The organism is Victivallis vadensis (assembly GCF_003096415.1).
Lineage (GTDB): Bacteria > Verrucomicrobiota > Lentisphaeria > Victivallales > Victivallaceae > Victivallis > Victivallis vadensis.
The window spans coordinates 40,636-60,914 of record NZ_QEKH01000009.1; the positions used below are offsets into that span (position 1 = coordinate 40,636).

Below are 20,279 nucleotides of genomic sequence, written 5' to 3' on the forward strand. Positions count from 1 at the left end.
CTCAGGTGCCTGATTGAAAATCAGGCCGTGAGCCCACGGAGGTCTGGAGGCCGTAAGGCCGTAAGACCCGCCTGCCGCGAAAGCGGCATGGCTTCCCAATTCATGGCCCATCAGGGGGAATGCCTGCCATTTTAAAGGCAGGCAGGTCTGCTTGCCCTTACGGGCAGCAGACCTTGTGCGCTACGCGGCCTGATTTGCAATCAGGCTCCGACAGCTGGGCGCTACGCGCACAATTGCCTCCGGCGGCCAAGGCGCTTCGCCCTTGGAACCCGACCGGCAACGTGCCAGTGCGGAGTTACTTCACGCGTCGCACTTCAGCGCCTCTCACAGCTCCGGCCAGCGCCAGTTCCCCCCGATCGCCTTCTCCGTCTGCGAAAACGGGCGGCTCCCGAAAAACCCCCGGTGCGCCGACAACGGCGACGGATGCATGTTCTCCAGAATCGTGTGCTTCGCCCCGTCGATCAGCGGCTTCTTCCCGATCGCGTAGTTGCCCCACAGCAGGAACACCAGCCCGGTGCGTTCCGCGCTCAGCGCCGCAATCACCGCATCCGTGAACTTTTCCCATCCGAACTTCCGGTGGCTTCCGGCCGAGTGCGCCGCCACCGTCAGCACGCTGTTCAGCAACAGCACCCCGTGTTTCGCCCACGGCATCAGCGTTCCGGTCTCCGGCACCGGCCGCCCGAGGTCGGAGGCATACTCCTTGAAGATATTGCGCAAGCTCGGCGGAAATTTGATCCCGGCCGGAACCGAAAACGCCAGCCCCTCCGCCTGCCCGTCGTCGTGATAGGGATCCTGCCCGAGCAGCACCACCTTCACCTCCTCCGGCGCGGTCAGCTCCAGCGCGTGAAACACCTGTCCGGCGGGCGGAAACACCTGCCCGCCGGCGCGGGCGGCCTCCACTTTCGCCAGAATCGCCTCCAGCCCGGCGGCGTCGAGACGGCCGCCGAGGAAGGAGCGCCAGTTGTCCGGCAGGCGTTCCATTATTTCAGGTTCAGCATGCCGCCGGCGAGGATGATTCTGATGTCCTCGTCGGAGAGCCGGTGCTTGAAGATGATCTCCTGCGTCTGGCCGTTCTCCTTGACCAGTTCCGCCCTGACCGGAGCGCCGACCGCGAGCTGCTTATGCAGATCGGTGAACCGCAGTTCATCCTTCTCATCGATCGCGTCGTAGTCCGCCGGATTCTCGAACATCAGCGGCAGGATGCCGAAATTGATCAGGTTCGCGCTGTGAATCCGCTCGATCGCCAGCGCCGCCACCACCTTGACCCCGAGGTACATCGGGCAGATCGCGGCGTGTTCGCGGCTGGACCCCTGCCCGTAGCTGTCGCGGCCGACGATCACCCCGGCCTTGCCGGAGTCGCGGACCGCCGCGGCGCGTTCGGCGAATGAGGGCCAGCCCGGCTCGGTGAAGCACTCGAACACCACCTTGGAGTAAGCCGGGATATTGCTGCGCAGCTTCAGGTGCACCCCGGCGGGCATGATGTGGTCGGTGGTGATCTTGTCGCCGACCTTGATGACCACGACGCCGTCGATCTCATCCGGCAGCGGCGTGTTGACCGGCGGCTGGCCGATGGTGCGCTTGCGGACGATCTCGCCCGTGCCGGTCGGCAGCTGGATCATGCTGTCGTTGATGCCGAACACTTCCGGCTCGACCACATCCGGATACTCCACGCCGAGCTTGCGCGGATCGGTGAATTCGCCGGTCAGCGCGACCGCGACCGCCGTCTCCGGGCTGACCAGATAGGACTGGTCGCCTTTGGTGCCGGTCCGGCCCGCGAAGTTGCGGTTGAAGGTGCGGACCGTCACCGTGTCGTCCGCCGGGCTCTGCCCCTGCCCGATGCACGGGCCGCAGCCGGTTTCGAGGATGCGCGCGCCCGCGCCGATGATGTCGGCGAGCATTCCGTTGCGCGACAGCATCTCCAGCACCTGGCGGCTGCCGGGAGCGATCGCCAGCGTCAGATTCGGGTTGACCTTCCGGCCTTTCAGAGTCATCGCGACCATCGCGAGATCGCGGTAGCTCGAATTGGTGCAGCTGCCGATGATCACCTGCCCGACCTTGGTTCCGGCGAGGGCTTCGATCGGCTTGATGTTGTCCGGGCTGGAGGGGCAGGCGGCCAGCGGAACCACCTTCGCGAGGTCGATTTCGATCACCTGATCGTATTCGGCGCCGGCATCGGCGGCCAGCGGCACGTAATCGGCCTCGCGCTGCTGCGCTTTCAGGAACTTGCGCGTGGATTCATCCGACGGGAACACGCTGGTGGTCACGCCCAGCTCCGCGCCCATGTTGGTGATGGTCGCGCGCTGCGGCACGGTGAGGGAGGCCACGCCGGGGCCGAAGTATTCGACGATGGAGCCGACGTTGCCCTTGGTGGTCAGGATCGAGAGCAAATGCAGGATCACATCCTTCGCGGCGCACCACGGCCCGAGCTTGTTGGTCAGCTTCACGCCGATCACTTTCGGATACGGAATGCGGAAAGGTTTGCCCGCCATCGCCAGCGCCACGTCGAGGCCGCCCGCGCCGATCGCGAGCATGCCGATGCCGCCGCCGGTCGGCGTGTGCGAATCCGAACCGATCAGGGTCTTGCCCGGCACGCCGAAGCGTTCGAGGTGGACCTGATGGCAGATGCCGTTGCCGGGAGGCGAAAAACGCACGCCCTTCGCATTCGCGACGCTCTGCAAATAGACGTGGTCGTTGCGGTTCTCCGGCCCGTTCTGCATCATATTGTGGTCGACGTAGGAGACGGAAAGCTCGGTTTTCACCGCCGGAATCTGCATCGCCTCAAGTTCGAGGTACGCCATCGTGCCGGTGGCGTCCTGGGTCAGGGTCTGGTCGATTCTGATCGCGACCGGCTTGCCGGTTTCGCGGCTGCCGGAAACATAGTGGGCTTCGATGATCTTCTGTACAACGGTGCCTTTGGCCATAACGGCATTCCTCCATAGGTTGAAAATGAGAATCGCCATAATATACAGCTTCATTCCCCGCCCGGCAAACTCCAAACCGCCGAAAAGCCGAAAAAGCGGTTGCAATCCGCCCCGTGCCGTGGTATGGTAGTAAGAAAATATGGAGATTACGCCTGATGAAAAAGAGTTTCTGCGCCTTTGCCGCCGCACTGTCGATGACCGTTTCCGCCGCCTCCGGCTTCCAGCCCACCGGCTTGAACCGCGACGCCTACCTTGACCTGATGGAGCCGATCGTGCGGCTCGCCGCCGGCTGGGTCGATGAAAAAGGCGCGGTGATCGATCCGGCGCTGAACCGGGAGTGGAACCAGACCACGCCGCGCTTCGTATCTTCCGCCGCGATCCTGCTCCGCTTCGGGCGCTGCCCGGAGCTGCTCGACACCGTGCGCCGCGCGATGACCTACAGCTGCTCGCGCCTGCCGGAGACGGAGGTGCGCGAATCCTCCCCCGACTTCTGGATGCGCGAGCTGGCCACCGCGTGGTACTGCCTGAAACCGCTGGTTCCGCCGGAGGAGAGCGAGGCGTGGCGCACCAGACTGGCGGCGGTCGAACCGGAAAACATCTACAAATTCACCGATCCCGCCCATAAAAAGCTCAAGGAGTTCCACAACTGGGCTGTCTACAGCTCCGGCGGCGAAAGCATGCGCGACTCGCTCGGCATCGGCGGCGGCGACTTCCTGTGGGGCAACCGTTTCTTCGACGTCTACATGGCCGGCCAGCTCCACCGGCTGACGCCGGAGGGGATGTACCGCGATCCGGGCGATCCGATCACCTACGACATCACCACCCGGCTGCAGATCGCCAACGCGCTGCACTTCGGCTACCGCGGCGAACATTTCCGGATTCTCGACAATTTCCTGAAAACAGGCGGCCCGACGCTGCTGCGCTTCCTGTCGCCGGAGGGGTTCGTGCCCTACGGCGGCCGCTCGGCGGGCATGCAGTTCCAGGAGGCGATCGCGGCGGCGCTGTGCGAGCTTGAGGCCAACCGCTGCAAACGCCTCGGCGACCTTGAAAGCGCCGGGCAGTTCAAGCGGCAGGCGCACCTCTGCATTCAGGCGATCCGCCCTTATCTGACCGGCAGGGAACTTTACCACGTCAAAAACCGCTTCCCGCCCACGTCGCTGCACGGCTGTGACGGTTACGCGCAGTATTCGGTCTATCTGCTGTTCGCGTCGTCGGTGCTGGGACAGGCGGCGCTGTTCGCCGACGATTCGATCGCGGAGCGCCCCGCCCCGGCGGAACAGGGCGGCTACCTCTTTGTGCTCGCCCCCGCGTTCCACAAGGTGTTCGCGTCGTGCGGCGGCAGCTACGCCGAACTCGACGCCGACGCCGATCCCCGCTACGATTCGACCGGCCTCGGCCGCATCCTGCTCAAGGGTGTTCCCTACGGAGTGCTGCCCGCGATGCCGTTCACGGCGACGCCCAACCACAAGCTCACCCGCGGCAAGGCTCCGGCGCAACCGGCCGCGATCGGCCCGGCGTGGGAGGGCGGCACCGCCGCCGCGAAGCCGGACGCGCCGTGGGATACCGAAATCATCCGCCAGACTCCGCAGGAAGTCGCGTGGAAATGCGCCGGGAAGTACGGGGAACATACCGTGATTCAGGAGTACGCCCTCACGCCTGCCGCGCTGGCCATCCGCTGCCGGGTTACGGGAAAGGACGGCAAGCCGGTGCCGTTCCGCTTTGAATTTCCGGTGCTGTCCAACGACGGCGCACTCCGGCCGGAATGGAAACTCGACGGCAATGTCGCCTCGTATGAAAACATCAAACTGACCGCTTCCGCGCCGTGGCAGGCCGGAGAGGAGATCGCGAACCGCAACGGCCTCTACCGGGTATTGCGTTTCAACTCCAATGCGGAAGGCGTCGCGGAAGTGGCGGCCGCCGTCTCCCCGGAAACGCACTGACAGCCGCTTTTTCCAGAAAAAAGTTAATATTTTTCGGATTGCCTATTGACATTGTTATAGGACTTTGCTATAATATTTAGCAAAGAGCAATGTTCGCCACTCAGGAGATCCGGGATGAAACAGGCGCGTAAAACCAAAGTGGAACAGGCCCGTGACTGGTTGTTGAAGGAGATCAGGAACGGCAACTTTCCGCGCGGCACCGCCCTGCCCCCGGAGCGCGAACTGGCCGAACAGGTCGGGGTCAGCTATATGACGCTGCGCAAGGCGGTCGGAATGCTGGTCGATGAGAACTTCCTCGACCGGAACCACGGCAGCGGCACCTATGTCCGCAGTGAAATCTCCGAAACCAAGGTGCAGAAGCAGCTCGGGCTGGTGCTTCCGGCCTGGTCGGCGCCGGAGACGCTCGACGTGATCATGTATCTGTCGGAAGCGTGCCAGAAGGAGAACTGGCTGCTCCGGGTGATCTTCGCCCGTTCGTGGGAAGAGCGCTCCATCCTCGATCTGTGGCAGAGCTGCGATGCGGTCGTCTGCTCGGCGGTCCGGCATATTTCCGAGATTCCGCCGGTTCTGGCGGAAAAAGTGGCCAACCACAGCAAGCCGTTCATTTTCAACGGAGCCAACGTCGAATCCATCGGCGGCGACTCCGTGATCTGCTATCTGGAAAGCCTCCACGACGAAGTGGCTGAAAAACTCAGCCGCCTCGGCCACAGCCGAATCCTGCTGGTCGACCAGGTCACCAACCAAAACGGAACGCGGCAGACCCTGCATCCGAGCCTGACCTCTTTCTGGGAACATTTCCGGGCCGACCGGCCCGGCACCCACATCGACAACCGGCTGATGTCGCTGGAAATTCCGCTGTTCGAGCTGGCTCATCATACGATCCGCCGCAAGCTGGCCGCCGCCAAGGAGGAATTGCGCAAATTCAGCGCGATCGTCTGCCCGCTGAGCTTCTACTGGGGCGTGGTCTCCGGCGTCTACGCGGCGGGGCTGCGGATTCCGGAAGACATCTCAGTCCTGACCTTCGGCGACCGGCAGGAGGCGGAATTTTACCATCCCCGCCCCGCCACCTTGTCGGCCCCGCTCCGCGACCAGGCGTTCCGCGCGATGGAGCTGGTGCGCTGGCGCGAGCAGAATCCCGATGCGCCGCCCCGCATCCTTCACGTCAAACCCAAATTCGTCGTCGGGGAAACCCTGATCGCGACTTCGCAGAGTTTTGTCGATAAGATATATGCTTAAGTGACTTTTATGAATTCAGAAAATGCCAAGAGTCTTATAATAAACAGTACGTTAAGTCTACTCTGCTTGTTTTTCATTTTGTATCCTTTCCGTCTTTCTGTTGACTCCTGTCATCTGAACTTGGGGAATCTGCACATATTGTTTATTATGCGATCCAACCTTGGTTTCAGCTTCACCCTTATTGAGCTGCTGGTTGTGATCGCGATCATCGCGATTCTCGCCTCCATGCTGCTGCCCGCACTGAATAAGGCACGCACGAAAGCGCGCTCCATCCAGTGCGTCAGCAACCTCAAACAGGTTTCCACCGGACTGGCGATGTACGCCGGAGACTATCAGCTCTACCCTCCGGCCAAGCCGAAAGACTGGGCTACCTTCAATATGAACACCTGGCCCTGGCTGACTATGCCTTATCTCGGCATGGACAATACCACCATGCCGAAGGATTGGGATGATGTCTGCCGCCGGAGGGAAACCGGGGCACTCCGCTGCCCGGAAGTTCCGTTTGAAGTTTCGATGCGCGACCGCAACAGCTATTCGATGTACGGTTTCGGCCCGCTGGTGAACTGGTTCGGCTTCACCTCCTCGACTCTGGTGCGGGGCGGTGTCAACCAGTCCACTTCAATCTATGCCGTCACTCCCGGCAGCCGGGCGACCAAAGAGGGCGGGATCGGTTCGGTTCCGCGTCCGTCAGCGATCGCATTCGTATCAGAAATGGGTTACGTGGCCGGCAACAACGGCAACGATGTAGCTTATCAGAACGGCGGCCAGCTCAACAGCATCGATCCGGCTAAGAACGGCAGCGACGGCCTCTCCTTCGCATTCCGCCACGACCTGCGCAAAAGCGTGCTGTGGTTTGACGGCCATGTTTCAAACGTGCAGCGCGGCGAACTCAACAACAATGCTTTCGTACCTTAATCAATAGAAAGAACCCGGTCCATGAACTATTTCCGCCTCCTCCTCTGCAGCCTGTTCCTTGCGGCGACCGTTTCCGCCGCGCCGTTCGACACCGCCGACGCAGTCGCGGCCCACGCCCCCGGCAGCGTGTTCACGCAGGGCGAACCGCTGCGCTTCTCGCTGAAGCCCTATGCGGCCTCCCCGCTCAAGTGGACGCTTCGCGACTGGCGGAACCGTGAACTGCGTTCCGGCGACTGGCCCGGCGCGGGCAAGGCGGAGCTGACCCTTGCCGCACTGCCGGACGGCTACTACATTCTGACGGTCGAATCGCCGGAGGCGGCTTTCGACGGCTTCCGCAGCTTCGCGGTCGTGCCGGACCCGGCAACCCGCCGCCGCAATCCCGACACTTTCTTCGCGATGGATTCGGCGCAAAGCTGGCTGGCGCGCCCGGATTCGGCCAACGTGCGCCATCCGGGGGACGCCTACGAGCTGGTCTCCGAAGTGATCCGCCGGGGCGGAATCGACGTCGTGCGCGAGCGCATGAGCTGGGCGGAGTGCGAAGCCGTCCCGGGCAAGTTCGACTGGAAACAGTACAAGCTCAACGCCGACCTGCTCTCCAGACGCGGCGTCGGCATCTCCGGCATGTACCACAACGCCCCGCGCTGGGCGAAGACCAACACCACCCACCTGCCCGGCGATCTGGTCGCCGTCTACCGGTTCGCCCGCAAGGCCGCGGAGACCTTCAAAGGACAGATGACCGACTGGGAGTTCTGGAATGAGCAGGACATCGGCTTCGCGCCGGAATCCGCCTGGGATTATGCCTCCGCGCTGAAAGCCGCCTATCTCGGCTTCAAGGCTGCCGATCCCGCGCTGCCGGTCGCGATCGGCGGCTATGCGATGACCCCGATCGCGGAGTACGCCGACGTGGTGATGGCGAACGGCGCGAAGGATTACTTCGACATCTTCAACATCCACGCCTACCGCCCGATCAGCAACTATGCGCAGATCATGGAGGATATCCGCAATTACCTGAAGCGGCACGACATCGCGGACCGGCCGGTCTGGTTCACCGAAAACGGCACCGACTCCGAAGGCTCCGGCCGGATTCCGAGTTATATCGCCGGACTCAAGGCCCATTCCCCCGAACAGGAGCTGCTCGTCGCGGAGCTGCTCCCCAAGATCATGATCCACATGCAGTCGCTCGGCGTCGACCGCGACTTCTTTTTCGTGCTGCCTCCCTACAGCGAGCGCGACGGCAACAAGGACTGGGGACTGATGCGGCGCGATTTCACGGTCAAGCCGGGCTATGTGGCCTTTTCCACCCTGTCCAGCCAGCTCGGCGACGCGGAATACCTCGGCACCGTGGCGCTGGCCGACGGCGTCTCCGGCTTCCTGTACCGCCGCCCGGACGGTTCGCAGAGTCTGGTCTACTGGAGCGTCTCCCCGCTGGAAACCGAGAGCAACCGGCCCGACCGCAAATTCGACGACCTGCTCGAACGCCCCTTCCGGCTCGCCGCCGCCCCGGGAAGCTATCGCGGCATCGAACTTTTCGGCACTCCGTTTGAGGTGAAAACCTCCGGAAATACGCTGGAGCTGACCGCCACGCGGCTGCCCGCGATCCTGACCGGACTCTCCGGCCTGAAGCCGACTGTGCCCTTCCGCCGCCTCTCCAGGCCCGGCACGGCGGAAAGCGGATACGACCGCTCCATCGTGTTCCGCACGGAACTTTCCAAAGATTTCGTGCTCTCCGGCGGCAAGAGCAGCGTCGACGTCAAAAAGGACGATGCGGCTTTCAAACTCCAGATATTCAACCTCTCCGACCGGGCCAAACGCGGTACGCTCGCGCTCTCCGGCGGCAGATTCGGCGGCGTCCCCGCCGAAGTCACGGTGCCGCCTTTCGGCAAGACCGAACTGAACCTCACTTTCACCCCTGAACTGGACAAGGAGTTCCGGGGCGCGCTCCGGGTCGGCGGCACCTTCGACGGCAAACCGGCCTCGGAATTGGTCGCGCCGGTGCGGGTGGTCGGCAAGCTGCTCGACGGCAGCCGCAAGGTCGATCTGGTCGGAATGAGCGACCCGGTCAATTTCCGCCATAACAGTTCCGGCAGGCAGACGATCACCTACGACCCGGAAGCGCAGGGGCTGAAGTTCCACACGCTCTTCCCGCCGAACGTCGACCGCTGGGTCTACCCGGAGTACATGCTCCAGCTTCCGCAGGAATCGCTGAAGGATGCCCTCGGCATCGCGTTTGAAGTCAAGGTTTCCGCCCCCAAGCAGGTCAAGCAGATGCTGCTGATGACGGTGTTGGGCAAGGAAAAGGAGCACGGCGAATCGATCAACCTCAACGTGGTCGCGCCGACCGCGCAGTGGGAGGAGCGGATCGTGCAGTTCCCGGATTCGCTCGACCCCGACCGCATCCGGCAGCTGCGGCTGGGGCTGAACTCCCTCGTTGACGATATCACCTACTGGGTCCGCAACGTGCGGATTCTCTATCGGAACTGACGGGAGAACCGGCATGGATTTCACCGCTTTCACCTCACCGCTCCTGCTGCGCGGCGACGCGCACACCGCCTACCGCGATCCGGCGGCGTACTTCCATGCCGGGGTCTTTTATCTCTATTTCACGCTGGTGGAAACCGAACCGGACGGGACGGTCTACCTCTATCTGGCGATGACAACCAGCACCGACCTGATCCGTTTCACCCCGGTGCGCAAACTCTCGCCGCGCGACCGGACGCTGAACCTCTCCAGCCCCGGCAACGTGATCCGCTTCGGCGGCCGCTTCTGCCTCTGCTGCCAGAGCTACTGCCGCGAAAACGGCGAAAAGTACGGCAACGCGAACTGCCGCCTCTGGCTGCTGCGCTCCGACGACCTCGTCCACTGGGACGCGCCGGAGCTGCTGCGGGTCAAGGGCGATGCGGTTCCCCGCGAGGAGATGGGGCGCATGATCGACCCCTATCTGCTTGAGGACAAGGACGAACCGGGCAAGTACTGGTGCTTCTACAAACAGAACGGCGTGTCGCTCTCAAGCTCACGCGATCTCGAACACTGGGAGTATGCCGGACATACCGACTGCGGCGAAAACGTCTGCGTCGAAGTGGTCGGCAGCGAGTACTGGCTCTGGCACTCGCCGCCGAACGGCATCGGCCTGATGCGCAGTTCCGACCTGATCCACTGGGAGCGCGATGAAACGCTGATCACGCTCGGCCAGCGGGATTGGCCGTGGGCGCAGGGGCGGCTGACCGCCGGAGCGGTGCTCGACCTGCGCCGGGAGCCGGCGGTCGGCAAGGCGCTGCTCTTTTTCCACGGCACCGGCCCGAAGGACGAGCGGACCGTGTTCGACCAGTACGCCGGCATCGGCTTCGCATGGAGCGACGACCTGACGCACTGGGAGTACATCCGCTGAACGCTTCAGCAATATCCGGGATTTCGCTCCTCTGGAGCGACCAAGGCGCTTCGCCCTTGGAACCCGACCGGCAAGGTGCCGGCGCCAGGTACTTAGATCCGGGAAAGGCGTATCGCCTTTCCCTCCAGTAAGGGGAGGCTCCGGTAGAGACTGACATGGTTGTACAGGAGCGGCACACCGCTCCGGTCGGCGCAAAGCCCGCTTTTTTGCGGGCTTTAGGCACTCCCTGCGCCTGCTGCCGCCGGAGGTCACGCGCAGAACCTCCAGATGCTGACTATCTGATGTGAAGTTACTCTCATGGAGGCTGAACTCTACTTGTTTCTATAATACAGGCAAGGTCCAGTAAGGCTCGCATTCAAAGATATGCTTGCCTGTGATATGACGATTGCATTGTTGCCTGACCTCGCTTTGCGTATATCGGCAGATAAACTCTTATCAGCCTCCATCAGGGTATCTGTCTATTATTTGGTCAGCATCTGGAGGCTCCGCGCGTGACCTCCGGCGGCAGCAGGCGCAGGGAGTGCCCGGCGTCGGCAAAAAAGCCGACGCGGTTGCCGACCGGAGCGGTGTGCCGCTCCTGTACGCTCCATGCCTGTCTCCATCAGGGCTCCCCCACCCGGAGGGAAAACCGGAACGGTTTTCCCAGATCTCGTACCCGGCGCCGGCACCTTGCCGGTCGGGTTCCAAGGGTGCCTTGGTCGCTCCCAAGGAGCGAAATCCCGGTTCAGGAAGGTGTAAAACAGGATTACTTCCCGGCGGCGGAACGGACGACGTTGCCGCCCTCTTCGAGCTTCGTTACCGAATCCGGGTCGTACAGCACGCCGCTTTTCAGGCCGGGCAGCGATGATTCCCACACATTGTTCAACACCCGCACCGTGCCGGAATTTCCCGCTCCGATCAGCCCGCGCTTCTCCTCCTTCACCGGTACCGTCTCATGGTTCACGAACCGGTTGCCGCTGATGGTCACATTGTCGGCGGTGCTGACAAACACCGGCGAGCCGGTCGATTCGCGGAACTCATTGCCGGTGATCCAGATATCGCGAATCACCGGATAGGGGCTTTTCAGCAGTGACGGATCGCTGCGCAGATAGCTGTTGATGTAGATGTCGGGGCGGTTTTCGCTGACATAGCGGCCCCGGCGGTTCACGCCGGTGAAACGGTTGTTGCGGATCACCACGTTGCGCACCCCGTACCCCTCGCTCCACACGTCGAAGGTGTAACCGGTTTCGAGCTTGATCCCGGCGGCGTTGCCCTCTTCAAAGCGGTTGTTCTCAATCGTCACGTTCTCCGCCATCAGCAGCAGCCCGCGCGGAAAGTGGTGGATATGGTTGTTGCGGAAGATCAGGTTTCTCGAACCGTAGCTGCGGTTGAACAGCACGAAACCGCCGCCCGCCGGCTCCGGCACCGGTTTGTCGAAGGTGATTTCGCCCTCGCGGCGGTTGCGGAATTTGATCGCGGTGATCTTGCCGGTGAAGCCGGTCGGCGAAAAATCGTCGTTGCAGAGTTCGATCGGGTCCCCGACCCGGAAATAATCTCCCGGATGGCTGTTCAGATTGGTGGTCATGATCCGGTTCTCATCCAGCTTCACCGCGTAGCCGTTCAGATCGTGGAAGTTCATGGTGTCGTCACAGCTGTAGGCCAGCTCGCAGTTCTCCAGCCGGAAGAAACCGGCCGACGAAATCGTGTGCATCGCATCGGCGGTGGTGCTGCAGGGGCGCTTCGACCCGGCGGGCGGCGCGATCCGGCAGTTCAGCAGCTGCCAGTGGTGCTGGCGGCCGCTGGTGATCACCCCCATGCCGGGCGCGGAGGCGACCGTCACGTTTTCCAGCGTCAGGTGCTGGTTGTTGCGCAGGAAAAACGCGCCGAAATCATAGCCGTAGTGACGCATCAGAAAGGTTTCGCCGGGCATCGCGCTCTTGAACATGCCGGGACGGGAGGTCAGCTCCACCAGATTCGGCTCCAGGAAACGGGCCTCCGGCCGGTTCTGCCCCTTGTTCATTTCGAGCGTGATCCGCACCGGGCGCACCGGATCGGCCTGCCGGTTGGCCGGATCGATCCGGCTCAGGTCGGCGACGCGCAGATCGGTGTTCGGAAATTTCTCATAATCGACGAAACGCAGCCGGATGCTCCTGCGGTCCGGCGCAACCGAATCGACCGTGACCACGCTGGCCAGCGGGTCGCGCTCCCAGTCCCAGTCAACCGTGAAGTTCTTCAGCTCCAGCCGGGTGGAATTCGAGACCGCGATCAGCTGCCGGTCGCCGCCGGTGCGGTGGAAACGCAGCTCCGCCCCCTGTCCATCCAGCTCGAAGTCGGTCAGCGCATTGAAGATCAGCGGTTTTTCCCCCTCAAAACGGTAGACGCCGGGTTCCAGAAACAACCGGGCGGGAGCCTGGCGGCGGACCGTGTCGATCGCCCGCTGCAGAGCGGCGGTATTGTCTTTTGACGCGGTGGATACGCCGAATTCCTTCGCGTTGAACTCCTTGCGACTCTCCTTTTTCGGACGGTCCACCGTGAATTCCTCCGAACCGGTCGGCAGCACGGCCGGAAGCGGTACGGCTTTCGCCTGCCGCGGCGCCGGAATTTCCTTCAATTCGATCGGTGTCACGGTGATATCGTCCACCAGCGCGCGCACGCCGAAATGAGTGTGAACCTGAAGCGAATAGTCATCCGGCTTCTCCGGCACATTCAGCCGGAAAGTGATCTTCTCCTCCTTGCCGACCGTCTGCGGCGTCAGCATCCCCGCGTCACTGAGCTCGTGGTTAGCCGACAGCGGGCGGATCAGGAACAGCAGTGAAGCCCGGTCGTTCGCCTTGTCCGTCACCTTCGCCGTCAGGCTGATCTTATAACTGCGGCCCGGCTTCAGCACGCCTTTGGGCAGGCTCCACACCCCGTTCCACTCCGAATCGCTCGTTCTGGTATCGACCGCCAGCGAACGGGAACCGGAGAGCGGCGCGGCCGTTTCAATCCCGGCATACCGGCGATCGAACCGCTCCTTGCCCAATCCCTGTTCAAAATCGAATACCGCCGGAGTCGCCGCCGGCAGCGCCGCCGCCACGGCCAGAGCACTGTAAATCATCATCTGTTTCATCGTCGTTCTCCCCATAATAAGACTACAGCGTCACCAGAGCATTCGCCTGGTTGAACACCTGCCGCACCTTGATCTGTTCATTCTTGAGTTCCCCCATGGTGCAGGAGCGGACGCTGCCGTCGAACCACGACAGATTCGTGGAACCGGAGTGGATGGTGTGAAGCGCATTCTCGTCGCCCAACTTCGAGATGCTCCAATAGTAGTACGGCAGCCCTTTCCACGGCACATTTGTCTCGACGTTGCCGTCGCGCATGGTCACCGAATCGGCCAGCATCGGGAAGCGGGTCGGACTCTTCATCCGATGAGTGACGTAGAGTACGAAAGCGGAGTGCTTGTTCACCGCGCAATCCCCTGCCCAGTTCACAAATTCGTCGCGGCGGTTCGAATAGTTGTTGTCCCAGCGGATGCCGTACATGCCGTAGGAGGCGTTCAGGTTCTTGACCCGCGCCCCGCCTTCATTGGAGGGACACCGCCAGATTTTGCTGTGATAAGGGAGGTAGCCGCCGTTCTGCAGCGCCACCGCATGGGTGATCGTACCTCCGGTCGAGGCGGAACTCGGATCGTGGTTGGTCTGCAGCACCACGTAGCCGTTGAAGTCGTCGGCGTACAGCAGATGAGCCATTGTGATCTGCTTGAGATTCCCGGAGCATTTGGACTTCCGCGCCATCTCCCGGGCTTTGTTCAGCGCCGGCATCAGCATCGCGGCCAGAATCGCGATGATCGCAATCACGACCAACAACTCAATAAGGGTGAAATTCTTTTTCATATTATGCCTCTGATTAAGGTTGAGAGTTCAAGCTGCATACGGATTGACGTTCGAGCAAATGGGAAACGGCGCGCGTATGAAAATACGCACACTCTCCGGAGAAAACCCGAAACAGTCCGGAGATCACCGCGTCGGCGATCTCTTCCGGGTCCGTTCCGATACAGGCCAGCGGCGGTGACAGAAATTCATTGCTGGCCAGCCGGTCGTGGCCGATCACGCTGACATCCGCCGGAATCGCGATCTTGTGATCGCTGAAGAACTTGTACACCTCCAGCGCGGCAGACGAACTGCCGAGGAAAAGTCCGGTGAAGTCCCGGCCATGTTCTTTCAGATGACGTTCCAGCGCCTGATAGCAGATGCCGCGATAGGATTCGCCGATATGGATACCGGTTTCGATCACCCGGACGCGGGCCCCGGAAAGCTCCGCGAATTCGCGGAACCCGCGGCAACGCATATCGAAGCTGTCGCTCGGCGGCTCCGTAACCAGCAGCGCCAGCTCGCGGTGGCCGTGCCGGATCAGGCAGGAAGCGGCCATCATGCCGCCGGAGGCCGGATTGTCCGATACCGCCGAAATGCCGATGCCGCCAAGTTCACAGTGCAGCACCACCACCGGCACCGGCAGCGATGCGATCAGCATGATATCCGAAGAGGAGAGCCGGCTGCCCGGAGTCACCAGCACCAGCGCATCACAGCCGTCCGCCTGCACCTGCCGGTAAAAATCGGGCGTTACCGCCTGCATTGTACTGCGGAACGTGAAGCCGCCTTCCATTTCGGCGCGCCTCAGGAAGCTCCGCTCCAGCTGCTGGTAGTTTTCACTGGCCCAGTTCGGAAGCACCATCCGGATCCGGGGCAGCCCGTCATTCGCGGAAGGCGCGACGAACCAGCCGGAACCGGGACGGCGTATCACCATCCCGGATTCCCCGAGCTCGTTCAGCACCCCCTCCACCGTGCGCTGGCTGGTCGAAAAGCGCTGCATCAGGCAACGGATCGTCGCCAGCTTTGTATTCGGGGCGGAATTCTCGACTTCCCCCCTGATTTCCATCAGAATCTGATTGCGGTCTGCCATCATGAATACCTTTTGTATTTTGTATTACACAATATATTATGATGTATTCACAACGAAATGTCAAGCCCCAAAGGACAAAACGATACAATTTTTCCGCAATTTTCTCAGGAAGCGGCTTATTTCCGATGGCGAAGCAGCGTAAGACGCCCTTTATCTTCTCCAATATATACGATTTCGCTTTCAGGCACGGCCCCGGTTTTGTCCATGCCTGAAAGCGAAATCAAATATTCCTGAATAAACTCTATGGTTCGGGAGGTTCGGGAAATTTCTGATAGAAACCGGTGTCAACCGGATACGCCGACGCGGCATGGCCGTCCGCATACACCATATTGCCGCGTTCCTCGCCGTGGGGACCGAGTTTGCTGTCCGGAAACTTGAAATACGACTCCCCCATCAGCCAGACTTCGGATGGCGAAAGATTCTGCGGCGAATCCGTTCCATAGTAAGTCTGATTGAACAGCGCCATGCTGAATATCTGCAGCGGCCTGCTCATTCGCGTCGGAACCGGTATGCGGCCGGCGGGAGTATTGATCAGATCATAGGAACTGGCAAGAGAAAACCAGCGATAGGTGACATTCCGTTTGGCGGCTTCGCCCATGAACCATTTATCGTCGGCCCAATTGGCCGAAGACGGACAGACGGCGACTTTTCTGGCGGAGAGATAATTGTTCAGATAGTAATAAATCGACCCGGTATATTTCTCCCAGTAGTATTCTTCGGTCGTTTCCGAATCCCCGCTGTAATAGGTCGCAGTACGGATGGTCTGCAAAGAGCCGACGTCATGATCCCCGAATGGAAGAAAATCATAATCCGATTCGTAACCGGCAAGCGCCAGCCCCAACTGTTTGAAATTGCTCAGACAACTGCTCTGGCGTGACTTCTCTCTGGCCTGATTCAGCGCCGGAAGCAGAATGCCGGCAAGGATCGCGATGATGACAATAACAACCAGCAATTCGATCAAAGTGAAATTATTCCTCAAGATACCGGATATACCGATACGCCGGGCGGCAAGGCCCCCACATTGCAACTCACTGCTCTCTGTCATGTTACGCATGTTTCCTCCTAAGTTGATGGATTATCCCCGCCTGTCCGGTCTGATTCCGCCCGGCCTTTTGTATTCTATACTACAAAATATATTATGTTATATTCAAAAACGGATGTCAAGCCCCTCAAGATGAAACAATGCGATTTTTCCGCAATTTCTTATAAAACGGCTTCCCGACGATGATGGCCCCCGAACCGCAACGAAATGTTCCGATACTCTTCAGGCTGGTATAAAGCGAAGCCCGCTGACGCGGCCGATGCTTTCAGGATCAGCTGCGTCAGCGGGCAAATAAACGGCGCCCCGCGCCAATCAGGGCGTTTTCATTTATTCAGGGATCAGTTGAAAGTCGAATACCGCTGAGAGTTCGGAGCAGAGCAGCCGGTATTCGGTGTGCACATCGCATCCCCAACTGTCATCGCCGCCGACGCCGCGCTGGGCGTAGTCGAGGATCAGCTCAAACGTTCCGTCCGGCAGAAGTTCCGCCGCATGCGCCGCCGTTTCCAACGCCGCGGAAGAATAGGGGCGCAGCGTAAAGCCGAAAAGCTCCGGCGAAACAACGGTGAGCCTGCGCCCGTCGGCGAAACGGATCGCCAGTTCGCGCACGTCGCCGCGCCGGCCGTTCTCCTGCGGCCGGGTGTACGCTGTCGCCAGCGACTCCGGCGCGGCGGCGTAGCGGCCGACAAAAGCGGCGCTCCTGCGGTCGCAGTAGTTTTCCCCGGGGCCGCGCCCGTAATACTCCACCTCCGCGAGGCTGCCGGAGCCGAACCGGAACCGCAGGCCGAAGCGGGCGATTTCGGGACAGTCCGGCTGCGCCAGAAAGGAGAGCCGGGCGCGGAAAGCTCCGGCGGCTCCGGCTTCCCAGTCGAGCCGGACGGCGCAATCCTCCGGCCTGCGCCCGGCGGTACGCCGGTCGAATCCGCAGCCGCGGTCGTTGTCGGTCACGGCACGGTCGAGGACGATGGCCGGCGGCTCCAGAAGCCCCGGCAGTTCCGGGGCGGAAGCGGCGTGGAAGGCCCCGGACGGAGCATGGTAGAGCGGATTGGCTCCGGGCAGCACGCCGCGCTTCTCCGGTTCTCCGACCGGAAGCTCCAGCTCCGCCAGCGGCAACCCCGGGGTGCGCCAATGGGGAGCATTGGAATCCAGCAGCGTCAGCCGCCAGAAGCACTCTCCATCCGCCGGAATCGGGGCGGGGGCGTCAAAGGAGCAACTTTCACCCGGCGCAAGGCTGACCCGGAGACTGCCCGACGCGGCGGCTCCCCCGTTCCGCAGCAGAACCCACAGCAGTTCCGCGCCCCGGATGGAGCGGAACAGAAATCTGCTGGTCAGCGAAAGCCGGTTCGCCGCCCGGTCGAATGTTCCCCGGACCGGCTGCTGGACCTGCCGGACCTCCGCCAATCCCGGATTCGGGATGCGATCGGCACGAACCAGCCCGTCGCAGCAGAAGTTGCCGTTGTTCGGCACATCCCCGAAGTCGCCGCCGTAGGCGAAGAAGCCGGGTTCGGCTCCGGCCGGAATCAGGCCGTGTTCGCACCACTCCCACAGGAAGCCGCCGGCGAGGCACGGATGCTTTTCGATCGTCTCCCAGTATTCCGGGAAATTGCCGGTGCTGTTGCCCATCGCGTGGGCGTATTCGTTCATGATGAAAGGCTTGCTGCTCGGCCCCGCGCCATGCTGGCGCAGGTGGGGAATTTCCCCGTGCTCGCCCTTGCGCTCGGCGTTCCCCCCGGCGTACTCCTCCAGCCACGCGGGCGGCGGGTAGGTCTGGCTGTCGAAGTCCGCGACCGCGTTCATATCCGCATACTGGATCGGGCGCGGGTCGAGCGAGCGCAGCAGCTTCGCGCCCTCGGTGAACGCGTCGCCGTAGCCTGCTTCGTTGCCGAGCGACCAGAGCGTGACCGAAACGTGGTTGCGGTTGACCTTGACCAGCCGTTCGATGCGGTCGAACACCGACGGGAACCACGCGGGATCGTCGCCGGGCAGCACGCAGGCGTGATAGGAGAGGCCGTGGCTTTCGATATTCGCCTCGTCCAGAACATAGAGGCCGTACAGGTCGCACAGTTCGTACCAGCGCGGATCGTTCGGATAGTGGCTGGAACGGACCGCGTCGAAATTGGCCTCCTTGATCATGCGGATGTCAGTCTTCATCCCGTCGAGCGTGAGCGCCCTGCCCCGCCGGGGATCGTGCTCATGGCGGTTCACGCCGTGGAAGCGGAGCGGTTTGCCGTTGAACAGGAACTGCCGGTCACGGATTTCAAAGGTGGTGAAACCGGTGCGGTAGTGGCGCACGTCGAGAACCGTTTCGCCGCGCTTCAGGATCACCCGGACCGGATAGAGCACCGGCAGCTCGGCGCTCCACAGCTCGACGGCGGGCAGCGCGACCTCCGGGATTTCATCCGCCGGAACCGTCACGGCGAAGTCGCCGTCGCGCGGAGTGCGCACGCGCAGCTCGACCGTCAGCCCGGCGGTATCGCCGCCGTACACGATTTCGGCCCGGACGGTTTTCGCGGCGGCGGAAGCCGCCAGCCGCACATCGGCCAGATACTCCCGCTCGGTCGCATAAAGCGTCACATCGCGGAAAATGCCGGAAAGTCGCCAGAAATCCTGATCCTCCAGATAGCTGCCGCTGCAATACTTGTACACTTCGACCGCGATCAGGTTTTCACCGGGCCGGACGAAACCGGTCACGTCGAATTCGGCCGGACTCATCGAATTTTCGCTGTAACCGGCGAATCCGCCGTTCACCCAGACCCGGAACGCGCTCTGCACCGCGCCGAAGTAAAGCACCAGACGCTTGCCGCCCCACTCCGCCGGAAGAGTGAAACGGCGGCGGCAGCGGCCGGTCGGATTGCGTTCGACAAACGTGGTCCAGTCGGCGGGCGGCTCGCCCATCACATGCGGCGGGTCGCAGTGGAACGGATAGGTATAATTGGAGTAAATCGGCGTGCCGTATCCGGCGCACTCGAAATTGGCGGGCAGCACGATTTCGTCCCAGCCGGAATCGTCGAACTCCGCCGCGGCGAAACCGTCGCCGTCCTCCGGCAGGGTCGGCGTCCAGCGGAATTTCCAGAAGCCATTCAGCTTGAGGCGGCAGTCGTCGAGGTCGAACAGCAGTTGTCCGGGAGCGACTTCGAGCTGCCGGGTCGGCCACGCGGTGCTGCGCGGCGGCAGTTTGTACATTCCGACCATCGTCGGGTCTTCAAGCAGAGAGAGCAGCGGGAGCATGTGAGATATTCCGGAATTGAATTGAAAGTTCATGTCGTTCATATAATATGCCGGTGCCCCGCCTCTTTTTCAAGCGGGACACCGGCAGGTAATGGGAGGCATATCAGTTATTTTTTCCGATAGAAGTCCCGAAAAAAGATTTCCCGTTCGGCGAGACGCAGCAGTCTGACTTTATTTTTCCAACAGTAGATCACAATCAGGCTTTTCGGCTTGCTCGGCGCGGGATCGGGGCCGAAGTTGAAGTTGTCCACCTGAACATCCACGGGAGCGGTACGGAGTTTTTCCGTGACATTATTCCATTGATCTGCAAAACCGTAGTAGGCACCGATCATCCGGAACGCTTCCGTCGGCCGAAAATCTTCCGCGAGAACAATGCAGGTCTGCTTCTCACCGGTGACGGCTTTTTTCTCTTTGCCGCTTTCACGGCAAATGACGATCAACTGTTTATAGGCGCGTGGCGCGGGGTCGCCTCCAAGCAGGTTATTGTCGACCGGCATTGCCAGCAATACGCCGGGAATGACGATCGCGTTTTTACGGACAGCTTCAGTCACATCGGCGGTTCGGTCTTTAGAACCGTAAAAAGCTTTGACCAGTTCGAGTTCGGCGGCGCCTGCGATACAGGCGGTCAGTGCAGCCAGAAAAAGAAAAGCTTTCTTCATCGGATCAATCCTTTCGTTATTCAGCGACGCCGCCGC

13 protein-coding genes are annotated in these 20,279 nt (G+C 61.7%); 5 read left to right on the plus strand and 8 right to left on the minus strand.

Features of this window, described 5'->3' with window-relative positions; genetic code table 11:
- Nucleotides 1-324: 324 nt before the first annotated feature.
- Together ung and C8D82_RS06860 are read right to left on the minus strand one after the other, a co-directional pair.
- Entirely contained in the window at nt 325-981 is a 657-nt protein-coding gene (gene ung / locus C8D82_RS06855; RefSeq protein WP_116883533.1) for a uracil-DNA glycosylase, read from the minus strand.
- A complete protein-coding gene (locus C8D82_RS06860; RefSeq protein WP_116883534.1) occupies nt 981-2,921 on the minus strand; it encodes an aconitate hydratase in 1,941 nt (646 codons plus the stop codon). The genes ung and C8D82_RS06860 overlap by 1 nt, the downstream gene beginning before the upstream one ends.
- A gap of 155 nt (nt 2,922-3,076) precedes the next feature.
- Between C8D82_RS06860 and C8D82_RS06865 the strand changes: the two genes are divergently transcribed.
- The 5 genes from C8D82_RS06865 to C8D82_RS06885 all read left to right on the plus strand — a co-directional run bounded on the left by C8D82_RS06865 (nt 3,077) and on the right by C8D82_RS06885 (nt 10,397).
- Entirely contained in the window at nt 3,077-4,861 is a 1,785-nt protein-coding gene (locus C8D82_RS06865) for a hypothetical protein (protein ID WP_116883535.1), read from the plus strand.
- Between the two features lie 114 nt (nt 4,862-4,975).
- On the plus strand, nt 4,976-6,097 hold the full coding sequence (locus C8D82_RS21130; RefSeq protein WP_165832889.1) for a GntR family transcriptional regulator: 1,122 nt from the start codon (nt 4,976-4,978) through the stop codon (nt 6,095-6,097).
- Between the two features lie 147 nt (nt 6,098-6,244).
- On the plus strand, nt 6,245-7,012 hold the full coding sequence (locus C8D82_RS06875; protein ID WP_116883536.1) for a type II secretion system protein: 768 nt from the start codon (nt 6,245-6,247) through the stop codon (nt 7,010-7,012).
- 21 nt (nt 7,013-7,033) lie between these two features.
- A complete protein-coding gene (locus C8D82_RS06880; protein WP_116883537.1) occupies nt 7,034-9,493 on the plus strand; it encodes a hypothetical protein in 2,460 nt (819 codons plus the stop codon).
- Nucleotides 9,494-9,506: 13 nt separating this feature from the next.
- A complete protein-coding gene (locus C8D82_RS06885; protein WP_116883538.1) occupies nt 9,507-10,397 on the plus strand; it encodes a glycoside hydrolase family protein in 891 nt (296 codons plus the stop codon).
- A 745-nt stretch (nt 10,398-11,142) separates the two neighbouring features.
- On the opposite strand, the gene C8D82_RS06890 is transcribed toward C8D82_RS06885, so the two are convergent.
- From C8D82_RS06890 to C8D82_RS06915, 6 genes are all read right to left on the minus strand, one after another.
- Nucleotides 11,143-13,485: a right-handed parallel beta-helix repeat-containing protein gene (locus tag C8D82_RS06890; protein WP_165832890.1), complete on the minus strand. Its 2,343-nt coding sequence runs from the start codon at nt 13,483-13,485 to the stop codon at nt 11,143-11,145.
- 22 nt (nt 13,486-13,507) lie between these two features.
- Complete coding sequence (locus tag C8D82_RS06895) at nt 13,508-14,251, minus strand: DUF1559 family PulG-like putative transporter (protein ID WP_116883540.1); 744 nt, start codon at nt 14,249-14,251, stop codon at nt 13,508-13,510.
- Between the two features lie 13 nt (nt 14,252-14,264).
- Nucleotides 14,265-15,320 (minus strand): substrate-binding domain-containing protein, encoded by a 1,056-nt coding sequence (locus tag C8D82_RS06900; protein ID WP_116883541.1) that lies wholly within the window; start codon nt 15,318-15,320, stop codon nt 14,265-14,267.
- 238 nt (nt 15,321-15,558) lie between these two features.
- Nucleotides 15,559-16,371, minus strand: coding sequence for a type II secretion system protein (locus C8D82_RS06905; RefSeq protein WP_419642716.1), 813 nt, complete (start codon nt 16,369-16,371; stop codon nt 15,559-15,561).
- A 315-nt stretch (nt 16,372-16,686) separates the two neighbouring features.
- Entirely contained in the window at nt 16,687-19,584 is a 2,898-nt protein-coding gene (locus C8D82_RS06910) for a glycoside hydrolase family 2 TIM barrel-domain containing protein (protein ID WP_165832891.1), read from the minus strand.
- 107 nt (nt 19,585-19,691) lie between these two features.
- Entirely contained in the window at nt 19,692-20,243 is a 552-nt protein-coding gene (locus C8D82_RS06915) for a hypothetical protein (protein WP_116883544.1), read from the minus strand.
- Nucleotides 20,244-20,279: the final 36 nt, after the last annotated feature.

Bases quoted from the DNA above. Each gene is read 5' to 3' on its own strand.
- C8D82_RS06860 (WP_116883534.1), bottom strand. From the start codon at position 2,921: ATGGCCAAAGGCACCGTTGTACAGAAGATCATCGAAGCCCACTATGTT.
- C8D82_RS06875 (WP_116883536.1), top strand. From the start codon at position 6,245: ATGCGATCCAACCTTGGTTTCAGCTTCACCCTTATTGAGCTGCTGGTT.
- C8D82_RS06895 (WP_116883540.1), bottom strand. From the start codon at position 14,251: ATGAAAAAGAATTTCACCCTTATTGAGTTGTTGGTCGTGATTGCGATC.
- C8D82_RS06900 (WP_116883541.1), bottom strand. From the start codon at position 15,320: ATGATGGCAGACCGCAATCAGATTCTGATGGAAATCAGGGGGGAAGTC.
- C8D82_RS06865 (WP_116883535.1), top strand. From the start codon at position 3,077: ATGAAAAAGAGTTTCTGCGCCTTTGCCGCCGCACTGTCGATGACCGTT.
- C8D82_RS06910 (WP_165832891.1), bottom strand. From the start codon at position 19,584: ATGCTCCCGCTGCTCTCTCTGCTTGAAGACCCGACGATGGTCGGAATG.
- C8D82_RS06905 (WP_419642716.1), bottom strand. From the start codon at position 16,371: ATGCGTAACATGACAGAGAGCAGTGAGTTGCAATGTGGGGGCCTTGCC.
- C8D82_RS06880 (WP_116883537.1), top strand. From the start codon at position 7,034: ATGAACTATTTCCGCCTCCTCCTCTGCAGCCTGTTCCTTGCGGCGACC.
- ung (WP_116883533.1), bottom strand. From the start codon at position 981: ATGGAACGCCTGCCGGACAACTGGCGCTCCTTCCTCGGCGGCCGTCTC.
- C8D82_RS21130 (WP_165832889.1), top strand. From the start codon at position 4,976: ATGAAACAGGCGCGTAAAACCAAAGTGGAACAGGCCCGTGACTGGTTG.
- C8D82_RS06885 (WP_116883538.1), top strand. From the start codon at position 9,507: ATGGATTTCACCGCTTTCACCTCACCGCTCCTGCTGCGCGGCGACGCG.
- C8D82_RS06890 (WP_165832890.1), bottom strand. From the start codon at position 13,485: ATGAAACAGATGATGATTTACAGTGCTCTGGCCGTGGCGGCGGCGCTG.
- C8D82_RS06915 (WP_116883544.1), bottom strand. From the start codon at position 20,243: ATGAAGAAAGCTTTTCTTTTTCTGGCTGCACTGACCGCCTGTATCGCA.